This is a genomic window from Mechercharimyces sp. CAU 1602 (assembly GCF_024753565.1).
In the GTDB taxonomy this organism is placed as follows: Bacteria; Bacillota; Bacilli; order Thermoactinomycetales; family JANTPT01; genus Mechercharimyces.
On the sequence record NZ_JANTPT010000001.1, the window covers coordinates 903872 to 917757 of the forward strand.

Annotated in this window: 20 protein-coding genes; 18 read left to right on the top strand and 2 right to left on the bottom strand. The window is 38.0% G+C overall.

What is annotated here, in order from left to right; all coding sequences use genetic code 11:
- Positions 1–45: 45 nt before the first annotated feature.
- A complete protein-coding gene (locus tag NXZ84_RS04710; protein ID WP_258839116.1) occupies positions 46–552 on the top strand; it encodes a hypothetical protein in 507 nt (168 codons plus the stop codon).
- Positions 553–708: 156 nt separating this feature from the next.
- On the opposite strand, the gene NXZ84_RS04715 is transcribed toward NXZ84_RS04710, so the two are convergent.
- Together NXZ84_RS04715 and NXZ84_RS04720 are read right to left on the bottom strand one after the other, a co-directional pair.
- On the bottom strand, positions 709–1449 hold the full coding sequence (locus NXZ84_RS04715; RefSeq protein WP_258839117.1) for an IS3 family transposase: 741 nt from the start codon (positions 1447–1449) through the stop codon (positions 709–711).
- Positions 1449–1679 carry a hypothetical protein gene (locus tag NXZ84_RS04720; protein WP_396654004.1) on the bottom strand — a complete coding sequence of 77 codons (231 nt, stop codon included), beginning with the start codon at positions 1677–1679 and terminating at the stop codon, positions 1449–1451. The genes NXZ84_RS04715 and NXZ84_RS04720 overlap by 1 nt, the downstream gene beginning before the upstream one ends.
- A 498-nt stretch (positions 1680–2177) precedes the next feature.
- Between NXZ84_RS04720 and NXZ84_RS04725 the strand changes: the two genes are divergently transcribed.
- From NXZ84_RS04725 to NXZ84_RS04805, 17 genes are all read left to right on the top strand, one after another.
- Positions 2178–2450, top strand: a complete 273-nt coding sequence (locus tag NXZ84_RS04725; RefSeq protein WP_396654028.1) for a DUF6881 domain-containing protein — start codon at positions 2178–2180, stop codon at positions 2448–2450.
- A gap of 36 nt (positions 2451–2486) precedes the next feature.
- A complete protein-coding gene (locus tag NXZ84_RS04730) occupies positions 2487–2939 on the top strand; it encodes a macro domain-containing protein (protein WP_258839120.1) in 453 nt (150 codons plus the stop codon).
- Positions 2940–3146: 207 nt separating this feature from the next.
- Positions 3147–3371 carry a hypothetical protein gene (locus NXZ84_RS04735; protein ID WP_258839121.1) on the top strand — a complete coding sequence of 75 codons (225 nt, stop codon included), beginning with the start codon at positions 3147–3149 and terminating at the stop codon, positions 3369–3371.
- Positions 3372–3824: 453 nt separating this feature from the next.
- On the top strand, positions 3825–4022 hold the full coding sequence (locus NXZ84_RS04740; RefSeq protein WP_258839122.1) for a hypothetical protein: 198 nt from the start codon (positions 3825–3827) through the stop codon (positions 4020–4022).
- A gap of 233 nt (positions 4023–4255) precedes the next feature.
- Positions 4256–4717 (top strand): contact-dependent growth inhibition system immunity protein, encoded by a 462-nt coding sequence (locus NXZ84_RS04745; protein ID WP_258839123.1) that lies wholly within the window; start codon positions 4256–4258, stop codon positions 4715–4717.
- Positions 4718–5011: 294 nt separating this feature from the next.
- Positions 5012–5305 carry a hypothetical protein gene (locus NXZ84_RS04750; protein WP_258839124.1) on the top strand — a complete coding sequence of 98 codons (294 nt, stop codon included), beginning with the start codon at positions 5012–5014 and terminating at the stop codon, positions 5303–5305.
- A 216-nt stretch (positions 5306–5521) separates the two neighbouring features.
- Positions 5522–5770, top strand: coding sequence for a hypothetical protein (locus NXZ84_RS04755; protein WP_258839125.1), 249 nt, complete (start codon positions 5522–5524; stop codon positions 5768–5770).
- A gap of 43 nt (positions 5771–5813) precedes the next feature.
- The gene (locus NXZ84_RS04760) at positions 5814–6239 is read left to right on the top strand and encodes an immunity 7 family protein (RefSeq protein ID WP_258839126.1); all 426 of its coding nucleotides are present in this window, start codon (positions 5814–5816) and stop codon (positions 6237–6239) included.
- Between the two features lie 85 nt (positions 6240–6324).
- On the top strand, positions 6325–7215 hold the full coding sequence (locus NXZ84_RS04765) for a hypothetical protein (RefSeq protein WP_258839127.1): 891 nt from the start codon (positions 6325–6327) through the stop codon (positions 7213–7215).
- Between the two features lie 129 nt (positions 7216–7344).
- Entirely contained in the window at positions 7345–7467 is a 123-nt protein-coding gene (locus NXZ84_RS04770; RefSeq protein WP_258839128.1) for a hypothetical protein, read from the top strand.
- A gap of 308 nt (positions 7468–7775) precedes the next feature.
- The gene (locus NXZ84_RS04775) at positions 7776–7919 is read left to right on the top strand and encodes a hypothetical protein (RefSeq protein ID WP_258839129.1); all 144 of its coding nucleotides are present in this window, start codon (positions 7776–7778) and stop codon (positions 7917–7919) included.
- A gap of 816 nt (positions 7920–8735) precedes the next feature.
- Positions 8736–9221, top strand: coding sequence for a hypothetical protein (locus tag NXZ84_RS04780; protein ID WP_258839130.1), 486 nt, complete (start codon positions 8736–8738; stop codon positions 9219–9221).
- Between the two features lie 1244 nt (positions 9222–10465).
- A complete protein-coding gene (locus NXZ84_RS04785) occupies positions 10466–11350 on the top strand; it encodes a hypothetical protein (RefSeq protein WP_258839131.1) in 885 nt (294 codons plus the stop codon).
- A gap of 192 nt (positions 11351–11542) precedes the next feature.
- A complete protein-coding gene (locus NXZ84_RS04790; RefSeq protein ID WP_258839132.1) occupies positions 11543–11668 on the top strand; it encodes a hypothetical protein in 126 nt (41 codons plus the stop codon).
- Between the two features lie 290 nt (positions 11669–11958).
- Positions 11959–12258 carry a hypothetical protein gene (locus NXZ84_RS04795; protein WP_258839133.1) on the top strand — a complete coding sequence of 100 codons (300 nt, stop codon included), beginning with the start codon at positions 11959–11961 and terminating at the stop codon, positions 12256–12258.
- Between the two features lie 154 nt (positions 12259–12412).
- Positions 12413–12895, top strand: a complete 483-nt coding sequence (locus NXZ84_RS04800; protein ID WP_258839134.1) for a hypothetical protein — start codon at positions 12413–12415, stop codon at positions 12893–12895.
- 681 nt (positions 12896–13576) lie between these two features.
- Complete coding sequence (locus NXZ84_RS04805; protein WP_258839135.1) at positions 13577–13843, top strand: hypothetical protein; 267 nt, start codon at positions 13577–13579, stop codon at positions 13841–13843.
- The last annotated feature ends 43 nt before the right edge of the window (positions 13844–13886 follow it).

Consider the following 13886-nt stretch of genomic DNA (forward strand, 5'->3'; position numbering starts at 1 on the left):
TGCACAGGTACCTGTGCAGTTATTGAAAAATGGAGGAGAATTATTTTGTCTTTCAAAGCTAGTAAAGAAGAAGTAGTAAAGGCTGTTGAAAGTCTAATTGGATGGAATATATCAGAGCCATTTTTGGTTTCTAATGATAGAAGAACCATTATGGTTTTCAATCTTGTAAATGAACTAGATTGGAATGATCCCTCTGCATATAGTGATCATGATGATGAGATAGTCATTATCGAATTTCCTCATTGTATGAAACTTCAATTTGGATCTCCAAACGTAGAAATTCGTAAAAGTCATAGACTATGGGATAAGGGATTAGAGTCATATGGAGTATTTCATGTCGAGAACTCAACGTGGATAATGGAATTGGATAATCAATCTCAAATTCATCCTTTATACAGTCAAGGAAAACTAAAAAATAAGAAGCATTTTGTCTTTTGTTTGGAGGATTCTACTTTTGAATGTATTTCGGATGAGTTCATTATTAGGAAGGAAAAGTATGACTCTAGAGTTATGGAGGGAATTTTTCGTGAAGTTAGTCAGAGATCTTTTTAGTAGACTGTGACCTGGTCAAGCAAAGTTGTAACGGATAGTAGAATATATTAAAGATACCTTGCTTCCATCGGGGTTTTTCCATCTAGAGCACTATGAGGTCTTACGTGATGGTAATAAAGAAAAATATAATCGGTAATTAGAGAATGTAGCTGTTCATTAATTTTTGATGACATAATGATGAAGCTGTTCATTCTTTAACTTACCAAAAAAGGATTCCATCGGAGCATTATCAAAAGGAGAGCCAGCTTTGCTCATACTTTGTTGAATCCCGTTTTGCTCACAGAATTGAATAAAGGCTTTTGAAGTGAACTGGACTCCTTGATCACTATGTAAAATCAACCCTTCCTTTGGAGAGTGTTGGTTTAGGGCCTCTTGAAGGGTTTCGATCGCTAAGTCCGCTGTCATATAAGAAGCCGTTTTCGTTGCTACAATGCTTCGGTCTCTTAAATCCAAGATGGAGCAGTTGTAACGCATTCGCCCATTCGATAAAGGAACGTAGGTGAAATCGGTACACCACCGCTGGTTGGATCCCTTAGCAGAAAAATCTCTGTTAAGAATATTAGGAAAGGTCTTATGAGGCTTTCCTTTCAGGTGCGGTGGTTTCCTTTTATATACAATCGAACGGAGACCCAGCTCTTTCATGTACTTATAGACCGTTAAACGGCTATACCGATACCCTTCATACGTCAATTGCTGTTGAATCATCCGGTAACCCATCTTGCCTTGATAACGATGATAAATGTCTTTGATTATGTTAAGCACAGCTTCTTTTCGTCTATAGTAGCTCGCTTTTCGTTGTTTTCGGTTGTTATAGTACGCATGAGGGGATAATTGAAACCGCTTGAGAAGCCATCGAACACCGTACTCGAAGGCATGCTCTTCTATGAATGAGTACATTACTTTTCGGTTTCCTTCGCAAAGAATGCTGCTGCCTTTTTTAAAAAACGGTTCTCCTTTTCTAACTCCTCTTTTTCCTTTCGGAGGCGAGCGAGTTGATCGTAGACATCTTTGTCTCCTGTGATAGATCCGTTATTTGCATTCGTTTTTCGGCATTCTTCGCGGTACTGCTTCACCCAGTGATTTAAGCTTCCTTGTCCCAAGCGATATTCTTTTGTCAAACTGCTCATCGATCGTCCCTCTTCCAAATGTAAACGAGGCGGAATTCCTTTATGATAATGCACCCATAGAGTCCTTCTTTGGCAAACAAAAAAATGAACACCTTCATCATTACATCATCAAAGATGATGAACATCTGAGCGATCTCATCACGGTTTATATCTTTCATTTGAATACTAAGATCGACTACAGCAATACACGATGAAAGGGGAATGAGCCGAAAAGGGAACTGCTATGATACCGTTAGTATCGATAGCATCACCAAACGAGAGTGTGTTTATCTCTCTACCTTCCAGATCTGAAAACAAGATTAACGAAACATTTTCAAATACATCGAACATTGATTATTATATACTATGTGAGTACGAACAGCTTTACTATGAATCTCGGATCTCTGTCACGAGCATAAAACATTCTAGGTTTCTTGTGTCCAATCTATTGACCCAATACCAAAGGTATCTAGATACCTTGATACGATTATCCTTAAGGAGTGTATACTTTTGAGCTATATGAAAGTAATTTGGATTCATGAGTTACAAGATGAACCTACTGAGTATTATTTAGAAGTTGATCAAAAAGGGTTTGAAATTCGTAAGATAGTGATGTATAGAGATGGAAAAGTAGAATTTGCAACAGAAACTATTGAATATGGAGCGTTTTTATCACCAGTTCCTGTAGGTACTGTTGAAGAAATATCTGAAGAGAAAGAATTTGAGGCAACAGAAATATCAAAACAAGAATTCCTTAATATATGGGAATCTAAGGTGGAGCCTCTTAGTTAGTGTGAGATTAGAATATTAAAAGGGGTTGTTTAACTTATGGTGCATATAATAGTTGGAGATTTACTTAAATCAGATTGTACTGTAATAGGTCACCAATGTAATTGTTTCGATGTAATGGGAGCGGGAGTGGCTAAACAAAATAAGCATTTGTATCCTGAAGCATTTGATGCGGATAGAAATTTCAAGGTCTCTTTTGGGGAAGAGCGTTTAGGAAAGATATCTTATGCACAAACAAAGAAACGTATTATTTTTAATCTTTATGGTCAATACAAATTCGGAAGGAAGGGAGACCATACTGTAATTCCTATGTTTGAAGCTGCGCTAGTTAACATGATGAAAGAATTGGATGGTAGATTTCAGGATTTCGATGCGAAAATTGGACTTCCTTACAAAATCGGAGCCGGATTAGCAGGTGGTGAATGGGATGATTTGTTTCCTATAATCAATAGAGTGTCTCTTAGGTACAAACGCGATATTTTTTTTGTATAATTTATCTGAATCCAGATAATTGAAAGCACATGAGCAAGAGTTCTCTGTAATTGAGATTTTATATAACAAGCTTCCTTTGCTCTCTATAATCCCGTATTGTATGTGCAGATGGGTTAATGCTTTTAGCTTTTAGAGTTTGCTACAACAAGGAGATTCTCAACAACAAACGGTGGGGGACTTCCCCGAGTTTAATAAGGGAAGTGGATTATGAATAAACATATTCCTGTAATTACTGAGTTAGGAATAATCGATGGAAGAGATAGTATATTTTTAGATTCGGTAGAACAGAGGTTTTCCCCAAACCAACTAAAATTCATTGGCGAAATCAATGGCGAGCTTTGTGAGAATAATCATTTGGGATATGAATGGTACCCCTATGAACTGAAATTTAACAGTGTACAGGCTTATGATAATGGAGTATTTGGGGAATAATATTTCCCGTTTGTCATTTGAAAACGGAGTAGCATTGAGAGTGAAAAAATGGGGAGATAAAGATATCCTCGAAGGTATTTTTGACTATGAAGATGCGTACACACGAGTTATTATCAAAATCCAACCTAAAATCTCTGTGGAAGTTAGTACTTTGAGAAGGTAGGACTATTGTTACTAGATAGTCCTGGCATGAGTAGGTGATGAATGATTGTGACCACTAATTAGGAAGTGGTAACGCGATCTTGAAACTAGTCAAAACCCGTTTTTCTGATAACACTCAAGTGTCAGGAGAAGCAGGGGCTTTTCTTTTCATCAGAACGAAACCATAGATTCGACCGCTTTTTGACCGCTATTTACCGTAAAGCAGCGCTATTATGATAGTGAGGTTATGTATGGAGACGAAACATTGCTATATCTGTAGGGTTATATTCTAATTATATCCATCGATACAATGTGGGTAAGTTGGTTACTGGCCACCCGAAAGGGTTTTTTGTTTTGCTAACGGAGGAGATCCTAAGCGAAGAAGTGGCCGGCAAGATCATGCGCTCCTACACGTACGCTCCTTGGGGACAGCGTTTTTCCATGACGCATCATGAGCAAGGAGAAACCTTCTACTACGGCACCAACACCCGCGATGACGTGGCTGTATGATGGGAAGGGGAACGTCCGCGGCACCTATGGCTACACGTTGTACGGCGAAGACCAAGAAAGCGCCCTCACCAGAGTAGACAAACCGGAGAATGTCATGTACAACCCGTATCGGTACACCCAAAAACGCTGGGACGCAGATACCAACGAACGTCCGAGGATTAAACGTTAGAGCCACCCTGAGAATTCTTTCTTTCGGGTGGTTACTAAATACTGGGGAGTGGAGGTTAAGTAAAATGATTCTCAGAATTAGAGATATAGAGGAACTTTACAATATAAAATATGATGAGGAGTCGGATTTTGAGTCTGATTACCCCCTCCCGAGATGGTATCATAAGGTGAGGAATTATGCATTAACAGAACTAGATGATAGTGATGTTTCTAGGTGTGTTAGGCAGGAAATCTTTTTGGAGTACACAGTACCCGAAGCGTTAAAAAGACTAGAATTGGAGCCACTTTGTGGCTCGTATGATGGTCAGATGATATTCACATTCCTAAATTTAGATGAAAATTGTTGGATGAATAACAAAGATCTTATCGAAGAGGCCTACTTGAAAATAGCGCAGGCTCGAACAAAAATATCTAAGATGAGTATTGGTTTCGATGAAGGACTTGTAGATGAAGAAGATAAAGTGGATAAAATAAGGATGTGTGATGCCTTGCTTGAGAAACTTCAACAGATCAGATTACAAGATTGACAATGAGCATCTGCGAAAATCGAAAATCTGGTCATAGACCAAGAAATCCAATATTTGAACCAACAAATGAACAGCTTATCGAAGAATTTATTCACTTTGTTGACCTTGCAGGGGAATTTCGAGCTCCTACACAGACGCTTTCTGGGGACAGCATCTGTCCATGACACATCATGATTAAGGAGAAATCTCCTACTATGATACCATCCAATGGGACCCTTCTCGGGGATACCTAAGGTGAAATAATAAAATGATGAGAGCAAACTAGCTTGCTCCCAAAAATAAAGTGGAGGTTATATGGAAAGTACTTTGAGAGAACGAATAAAGTATATTCTTAGTTGTTATTTAAATGGTGATCCAGTGAGTATAGATAGTAAGACATTTTGTGAACAATATCATTTGATTTATGATCTGAATGGGCCCGATGATTCAGTAAGCTCGGAAGAACATTTATTTTATATGGAATTATCAGATACTTCTTCTAGATTTAATCCTTCTTCTCAAGAAAGAGATAAATATCCTGGTGTGTATTCAGATGAGGTTGAGGTATATGAAAAATCTAGGTTAATATGGAATTTAATTAACTCATGAATTATAAAGATTCAATGAATCAAATCTTTAAAGACCGATCTACTACAGAATTAACATCCGCGCTGACGTTGAGATGTTGGGAGCTATACACCACCGTCTCCATCTCCATCAACGAGCAGCAAATCGAGCAAACCATGTTATCAGAGTAAAATAAGTTATGGATGTACAAGTTCAGATACAAAAATGAAGCCTGTAAAACTTACGCCATAGCAAGAAATGTGGATAGCAAGCATATCTTTTGCACTAGCGGTAATGGAGCCTACTCCGGCAGCAGAAGCAGCCAGGGTGTCATTGTTTGGAGCAGGGATGCTGGGGAGAATGGGTCCGAAGTTAGCGCCTGAATCTCGTGTTGCACTTTTGAAGCGGCAAAAGCGACAGGAAGAAAGGTTTATTAACATTTTGAAGACGAGCCTGTTAGAGATGTTACAAGAAAACTCTAGGAGTATAGTGAAAGATATGGAGTAGATGTTGTCTACACAAAGCCGTTAGGGTATTAGGGGGATTGAGAATGTACGAATTTCATGGGTGGGTTACACTACAATTAACATCAGGTGATGAAGATGATGATGAGTTGGAAAGGGCTGTTCATTTGATTAAAATGAGAATGAAAGAATTGAAGTGGGGAAACGATCTTCTTAAGTTAGGTATCGTGAATGGTTATTACTATTTGCACACTGTAGGAATGAGGAATCGTGCTCCTTTAAAGAAATTGGAGACTGATATTAGTCCTATTGAGTTTTTTAGGTATGTAGCAACGACAACTCCAGGGTCGTATGGTCTTTTGTATATTATTGATCACCAGAGCTTAGAGGATCCTACTGGGACTGAAACTCAAGTATATGTAATGAAGAGGGGAAGTTTGAATCAGCAAGTAGATCCCTTTTTCAAACCGTTTATTCCAGTAGTTGAAGATCCTTACGATGTAATGAATTAGACCTTTGAACTGATAGGGAGGTAAAACTAGGGGATGATTTGGACGCATGATCATATAAGGCTAGGTGTCTGTATACCGATTACTAATGAATACACTTAAGGTTTTTCTATTTGGAAATAAAGTCCCTCTGCCAGATGCAGTTAAGAAGAGTATGAATAAATTCCAAAAAGAGGGTGAGATAATAGACCACTTCTTTTGTAAGATACAAATGGGCGGAATGGGCTACTATGAGATTGTCTATAACAATGTGAGAGATTCGTCGAAAATAGCAAAGCTGATCATAAGAGAAGATGGTTCTATTCCCCCAATAGAAGAGGTCTGTCAAGATAATTTTCAAGATGTAGTATGGATTGCCAACAGCACAGATAATGCATGTGTCGCTATTTCTAAGTCAGGAAAAAAATGGTCTAAATATCCGACATATCCTTACAAAAGAGTAATGAAACTGTTATCTTGTATTCAAAACGCTTTTTGGAATCAAATGACACAAGATATAAGAGAAGCATGGAAGTCCTATTGCAAAGTTGCAGAGGTCTATATTGATAAGCAGAAAGTGATTCAAGAGTGTTATGAAAAAGGAATTAAGATAGATGAGAAGCTTTTTCAGACGCATGTTGTATCGTTGGAGGACTGTAAAGAACTCGAACGTTATCATATGAAGATGGCTCATTCTGCATACTATCAAAATCATGTTCAGTTGAATACCTACGAAGATCGTAAAAAATTACTTAGTTACTTGTTTTCCTGTAATAAATGGTTTAAATGGGGATTGTGGCTAGCGATTCTAGAGTTGTTATATCATCATAGTAGATTATTGAATGAAAAAAAATTAACAGAAGCAGATCTTAAGGATATAGAGATAAACCACGAAAAGTATATGAAAGAAGATATAAGATTATTTAAAGATGATATTGATTTCTATGAAGAAACTCGCTTGGCTTTACGAAATCCCAACGAAATAGGTGAAAATAAGTAGGGAGTATGACAGGGAAGATTACCAATACAATGACTAGGAGGAACGTTTTGTATTATAACAACTAGGACCCTGGGCTTGAAACATGTAAAATAAGAGTGATTTAAGTTTTGATGAGGTAGCAGATTCTCAATGGATAAGAGAGTTAAGGTAAGTTCCGACAAGTACCGCCAATTCATTATTGCTACCTATGACTATATATACAGCAAAGTAGTAGGTGATTATGAACTATCTCTGATTGTAGAACGAAACTAATATCTATCAAACGATGACAGTTTGTTTTATTGCCCGCATCACCAATGTGTGAAAGCGGGCTTTTATAATTCGAAGGATATCCAGAGTGAAGTGTTGTATGATGAGGATGAAGATGTGCGAGCTACCTACAGTTACACGCTGTACGGTGAAGACCAAGAGAGCGCCTTCACCGGAGTAGACAAATCGAGGATTGCCAGGGACGCAGATACCAACAGTTACGACCAGGGTTTCCGGAATTACAACTCGAGTCTAGGTCGCTTCCACACACGGGATATGTATAACGACGCGCACAGGATATGGAACTGGCGATGAGTGTGGCCAACTACACACGCTATGTCTTTACGGGCGGCAACCTGATCAGTTATAGTGATCTCGACGGTCATATTGTTCCTCAATTTGCTTATAATGGCGATAAAATAAGTAAGCTGAAACAAGTTTGGTTCTTCGTATAGTCAACCAAGAGGTGGTCCTAGGTCTTGCCCTGGTAGATGGAACCCTCGGGCTGTGGGGTGTATGGAATCATCTTCTGGATAGGTAAAAAAAGATATTCGTTTTACGATATTAAGGGTCATGGGTGAAGCAATTGCTTGTTGCAATTTTTTTTACCGGGTATGACTATATTAATGGTGAATAAACTTCCCGACTTTATGCCGCTGCTGGGTTTATAATACTGGTCATACCGACAAAGGCGGTTAAGGATGGTCTGAAGTCCATTGATATTGCAAGGGCTGCTAACGAAGTTAAGAGAGCAGCAATAAATGCTACTGCAGCTTCAAAAAGAAAACTAAATTCAGTAGCAGCGGTTTCTACCGTAGTAGACCGAACAACAGGTCAGACTTGGACCCGTGTAAGTGGTAAAAATTATGATGTTCCTGATCAGATACATCCTAATATGAAAAAGTTAGCAGAGAAAGCACCTGGTGCTTAACATAATCAATTGCCTAGCAATGGTGCAGAGTTTAGAGCCTGTAATGCAGCGTTATTGGACGGTGCAACATCAAGTAATTTAGATGTGTATACAGAGAACATTCTATCTACCCTCACCAGCATCGTACGAGAGATATCCTAACTGTAAAGTGACTGTACCATCAGATATTTATAATATTTTTATCGGAGTGGACTTCAACTAAAACTTGCAAGAGATATTTCCACCTTTATAAGTGCTCAAAATTATTAAGAGGGTCCTCTTGAAAGTCTATTTTCATTGATTTGAAGGCTTTTCTAAGATACTCTGAGATAATTCAATATTAAACATGGGGGAGTATAAAATGGATTTAATTGATAAGATATCTTCAATTTCAATTCGCGGGAGACTGGCTTTTGGTATTACATGTTTAGAAAAGGTTTGTTTTGAATGGAATGTAAGAAATACTAAGACAGATGAATTAATTAGTAATTTTTGGCTTTTTATGGAATTCTTAGGTTATGATGACCATGATCAAAAAGTATATGATTTATTACCAGATGATGATAGGCCGTGGGTTAATGCGTCCCAGCTTTCATATACATATCTTAGTGAAGAACAACAGCGTGATCTCACAGAATTAATAGATGAAGTTCTATTAATTGGAATGAGAAATATGGCAGGTGGCTTTTCTAATGATGTAACCTTAATACCAACCTTGGAAGTTGTTCGTATACTTGAAAAAAATAATATTAAACTTCCTGATTTAACTCCCTTTTTAAAATCGAAAGTAACAGAGAATGAAGGATGGGGTTATCAAGTGGGGCGTGATTACTGGTTATCTAATTAATGGTAGATTGTTAGTTCAGTTTGCGGAGTGTGTAGAAAGGAAGTTAGGACAATAATCTGAACGTGGAGAAACCTAGGTTAAGAGAATGGTTTGTTAATTAAGAGCTTGAGAGTGTATGAACTCTTGAGATCTACCCGCTAGAAAGGTATCCGCTTGTTCAATATTAATTCCATACAAATTAGAAATAGTAGACTCACTGTGTGATCACCTTGTGTATAAGTAACTAATACTTTGTACGTATTAATTTGTGTGGATATGATCGCTTTTTGACCGGTTACTGACCTATATATAGAGTGTTAACGTGGTAGTATGGTAATGTGGGAATTTGTAGAGCCTCGTTTCTTTGAACTCAAGTGATATTTGGATAGGAGGGACGGGGCTTTACTATGCAATGACGAGTCTTTTCTTCTACTCATGATGATGTTGGGTACGAAGGAGTGTCCAGTATGAGAGAGAAACAAGAGTCATTCTACATGAGTAGGGGATGGAAGAAAGCACGAGAGTTGGTACTAGCAAGAGATCATCACCTGTGTCAGCGGTGCTTGAGGAGTGAGAAGCTCATACCAGCCGAGGTCGTGCACTATGTTCTACCTTTGAAGGAGAGACTGGAGCGGGCGTTGAATGGGGGCAACCTTGGCACCTTCCGTAAAGAGCCGGTTCTGTAGCGGGACCACGAAAACAATCAAGAACCGCTCAAGAAGAGAAGGATCAGTATGTAAATGACGGCATGAGAAGCAGCAGAAGAGCGATACGCCACCGCCTCCATCTCCATTTCCTGAAACCCTCAGATGGATTAGCTAAAAATAGTTATCAGTTAGGGGCAGGATTTCTTAGAGATTGGGGCAGGAGTGTCTGTCGATAACGAAAAAGTGAAGTTAGGCTTCGACGTCTGGTCTGGAGTGGATCATCTTCTTGGTTTAAAGGATTATTTTAATTATCATAAGTATATATTTAGTTCAGTTAAGAGATTTGGACAAAATGAGCTCGGTAAGGGAGGTCTTTTTTCTAAAACAGGGAAACTTATTCAAAAGTATTACACAATCCCCTGTATTGAATGGTGTTAAGGCAGTAGGCACGAAAGCACTTGGCGTATTTGGAGTAGCCGTTGTTTGAGCTGGCTTTTATAGAGGAGGTTTGGCAGCAAAGACAATTGGTAGAAAAGAAGAAGCTCAGAATTAGTGAATGTCTCCCATGGATTAAACTTAATCCATGGGACTATTGTCTTAAAGGAGGGTGGCTTTTTAATGAGTGTAATAAAAGCTTTCTTATTTGGGAATAAAGTGCCTTTACCTGAAGAAGTAAAGAAAAGGATGAAAGAATTTCATCAAAATGGAGAGTTGATAGATCATTTTTGTTGCAAGATTAGAATGAATGGAACCGACTACTTTGAGATCACTTTTAGTGATTCTAAAGACCCGTCAGAAGTAGCAAAACTTATCGTTAGAGCAGATGGTACCATTCCTCCTGTAAAGGAAATTTGTCATGATAATTTTGAAGATGTAGTGTGGGTATCCACAAGTATAGATTGCTCAGGTTCTTTTATCGAAAAAAAAGGAAAGAAATGGTCTAAATACCCAGCGAATCCTTACAAGAGAGTAATCAAACTATTATCACGTATTAATAATATTCATCGGAATGAAATACCAGAAGAAATACAAGAAGCATGGAAATCTTTTAATCAGGTTGCGAAGGGCTATATCAATAAACAAAATACAATTCGAGATAGTTATGAAAAGGGAAAAATCATAAATGAAAGACTTTTCAAGACACATATAGCTACTTTGGAAGACTGTAATGAACTCGACTTTTATCACACTATAATGGTTCGCTCTGCATACGATCAAAATGATATGCAATTGAAAACATATGAGGATCGTAAGAAGTTACTCCAGTATTTGTTTTCACATACAAAGTGGTTTCAAATCGGTTGTTGGATAATAATATTTGAGTTATTTTATCACCATAGTAGATTATTAAACGAAAAAAAATTAACAGAAGAGGATCGTGTAGCGATAAAAAAAACTCGTGAGATTTTAATGAATGATAATTCGAGGTTGTATGATGGTGATTTTTATAGGGATATTCGCTCGGCATTACGAAATCCCAAAGGGAGTGAAGAAAGTAAATAAGTAACTTGAGATGAGCAAATCAGCCAACATACATATCCAACAAAATAGGGTAGACATTGCCTAGGCAATGTTCAATTGCTGTTTCACCTTGGATAAGAGCGCACTCTGTTGAGACTGCTCATAGACACACTCCACGAATCCAAGGCTTCGTTTTTTCCTCATGAAGTGAAGCTCTTATATTCCTGTTTGTGCATGGAAGCAAGCACAATAAAGATAGGTGAGAAACAAGAGAGTCCAAAACTGATCGATGGCTATCGCCTTCCAAACGCGATAGCGACCGAAGGAGAATGCCCCTTTCATGACTATTTTGTAGATTGATCAGGGCATGATTTTGACTCAGGTACTAGATATATATGATAAGGAATATCCCTGCTTCTCCATTATAGATGCTCAAGAGCCACTCGGGTCAGGAGAGAACGAAACCATAGATTTGACCGCTATTTACCGTAAAGCAGTACTATTATGATAGTGAGTTTATATATGGAGACGAAACATTACTATTTCTGTAGGTTGTATTCCAATTATATCCACCGATACAATGTCGGTAAGTTGGTTACTGGCACTCGAAAGGGTTTTTTGTTTTGCTAATGTAACGGAGGAGGTCCTAAGTGAAGAAGTGGCAGGGAAGATTGCGCGCTCTTACACGTACGCTCCTTGGGGGACAGTGTCTTTCCATGACGCACCCTGAACAAGGAGAATCCTACTACGGCACCAATACCTGCGGTGACGTGGAGATGCTGTGTGATGAGAAGGGGAACGTCCGCGGCACCTACGGCTACACTCTGTACGGCGAAGACCAACAAAACGCCTTCACCGGAGTAGACAAAAAGGGGATTGCCCTATACAATCCGTATCGCTACAAAGAAAAACGCTGGGACGCTAAAATATGTTTAAGAGGATGGAGGTAATTTAGTGAAATTGTAATTTCACTTTCTCTCATTCTAGTATAATTCCACTTTAATAGATGGTGGCTATATCACTAGTGATTGAAGTCCGGACAGTTGGAATAAATCCCAACTGCCCGGGTATTACAATTTTTGAAGGTCGGAAAGGTGATGTATCATGTATTCAAAGAAAGATTTTGAGAAGATTTCAATACGAGGTCGCCTAGCCTTTGGAGTAAATTGCATAATTAGAGTGACTGAAACATGGGGGGTTAAGTCGGACAAAATGAATCATCTCATATTGGAATTGCTTAGTTTTACGCATTCAGAAGATCTGAGTGAATGGGAAGATAGGCTAGGTCACCTTTTTCCGAAAGAAGAATCGATGATATATGCAAAAACATTTGGGTTTGAACATTTATCTTCTTATAAAAGGGAAGAGTTATTTAAATTAATTGTGGAAGTGTATGATATCGGTGCTCAGAACTTATACGGTGGCTTTAGGGATCATTTTTCTCTAAACCCTCTAATGAATGTTATTCGAATTTTAAATGAGAATGATATCCCACTTCCTGACATAGGTGCCTATAGAAAATCTAAGGTAGAAGAGGAAGGCGGTTGGGGTTACTCGATTGATTTTTCAAGTGATGTATTGGGGTAATAAATTGAAGTTTGAAGAAGGTATTAGGTGACCTGCTTCTGTTTCTGAGATGATAGAGGAATTAATGAACAAATTGATATGCAAGTAGATACCGCTGAGTTAAAAGAAGTTATAGATAAGATGGATATGGAAGATAAGCTTGGTTTAAGAAGGAAAATTGTTTAGAAAAGGAAGTGTGAAATGAAATGAAAAAAATAGAGATTGTTGATTTGATCTATGATGCTAGAAACAGAGATGACTTTATGACTTGTTTGAGTGTTTTAATAGAGGATTTAAAAAGAAATCCTCATAGTTAAATAATTAAAAGTACTGTGGATTCAAATGTGATTAAACTAGGAAACATAAGCGAACAATTCTAACTCTAGTTGTTGCAGACGTTCAAATCGTAGTTTCAACAAACTCTGTCCTAATTATCTTGAATATTGCCTGAAACTCACGATTGAGCCGATTGGTTAGATTGGACTCGTTACATGTGTTTTTGTTCGGTCGAAACTGAGCCATGATGTACTTGGATACAAGATCTTGCTCTGTGTCTTGCTTGTGGAATCCTTACTTTCAATGCGCAACATTAAATCAGGAAGGTTGTTGAAATTGACTGAATAACAGGAACTGATTTATTCTCTATCAAATGTTATTAATAAAATTAAGAAAAAGTTTACTTGGATCCCCTATGAAGATAGATTGTTACAGCCTCAAGATTTTGATGTAAAGTATCGAATTTATTCTGAAGAAGAGGGCGGAAGAGAATCACTTCCTTATCAAGGGATACGTTGGGACTTTGCATTTAAAAATGATTTAACTAACAACTATATGATTTATCCAGAGTTTGAGGATTGCGAGGGGAACGTAATATTAGATATACGAAAAGTTCGTTCTGAAGGTACAGCGAGAATGTGGATTGTCTCTCATGAGATAAGAAAAAAATTCATAGAAACAAGATTGAAATAGGATCCAATGGGTATTTTATGGAAGGGAGTAGGAAAGTAGGGGA

Excerpts from the sequence above, each read along its gene's own strand:
- NXZ84_RS04715 (WP_258839117.1), bottom strand. The coding sequence starts at position 1,449 with ATGTACTCATTCATAGAAGAGCATGCCTTCGAGTACGGTGTTCGATGG.
- NXZ84_RS04720 (WP_396654004.1), bottom strand. The coding sequence starts at position 1,679 with ATGAGCAGTTTGACAAAAGAATATCGCTTGGGACAAGGAAGCTTAAAT.
- NXZ84_RS04725 (WP_396654028.1), top strand. The coding sequence starts at position 2,178 with ATGAAAGTAATTTGGATTCATGAGTTACAAGATGAACCTACTGAGTAT.
- NXZ84_RS04730 (WP_258839120.1), top strand. The coding sequence starts at position 2,487 with ATGGTGCATATAATAGTTGGAGATTTACTTAAATCAGATTGTACTGTA.
- NXZ84_RS04735 (WP_258839121.1), top strand. The coding sequence starts at position 3,147 with ATGAATAAACATATTCCTGTAATTACTGAGTTAGGAATAATCGATGGA.
- NXZ84_RS04745 (WP_258839123.1), top strand. The coding sequence starts at position 4,256 with ATGATTCTCAGAATTAGAGATATAGAGGAACTTTACAATATAAAATAT.
- NXZ84_RS04750 (WP_258839124.1), top strand. The coding sequence starts at position 5,012 with ATGGAAAGTACTTTGAGAGAACGAATAAAGTATATTCTTAGTTGTTAT.
- NXZ84_RS04755 (WP_258839125.1), top strand. The coding sequence starts at position 5,522 with ATGTGGATAGCAAGCATATCTTTTGCACTAGCGGTAATGGAGCCTACT.
- NXZ84_RS04760 (WP_258839126.1), top strand. The coding sequence starts at position 5,814 with ATGTACGAATTTCATGGGTGGGTTACACTACAATTAACATCAGGTGAT.
- NXZ84_RS04765 (WP_258839127.1), top strand. The coding sequence starts at position 6,325 with ATGAATACACTTAAGGTTTTTCTATTTGGAAATAAAGTCCCTCTGCCA.
- NXZ84_RS04770 (WP_258839128.1), top strand. The coding sequence starts at position 7,345 with ATGGATAAGAGAGTTAAGGTAAGTTCCGACAAGTACCGCCAATTCATT.
- NXZ84_RS04775 (WP_258839129.1), top strand. The coding sequence starts at position 7,776 with ATGAGTGTGGCCAACTACACACGCTATGTCTTTACGGGCGGCAACCTG.
- NXZ84_RS04780 (WP_258839130.1), top strand. The coding sequence starts at position 8,736 with ATGGATTTAATTGATAAGATATCTTCAATTTCAATTCGCGGGAGACTG.
- NXZ84_RS04785 (WP_258839131.1), top strand. The coding sequence starts at position 10,466 with ATGAGTGTAATAAAAGCTTTCTTATTTGGGAATAAAGTGCCTTTACCT.
- NXZ84_RS04790 (WP_258839132.1), top strand. The coding sequence starts at position 11,543 with ATGGAAGCAAGCACAATAAAGATAGGTGAGAAACAAGAGAGTCCAAAA.
- NXZ84_RS04800 (WP_258839134.1), top strand. The coding sequence starts at position 12,413 with ATGTATTCAAAGAAAGATTTTGAGAAGATTTCAATACGAGGTCGCCTA.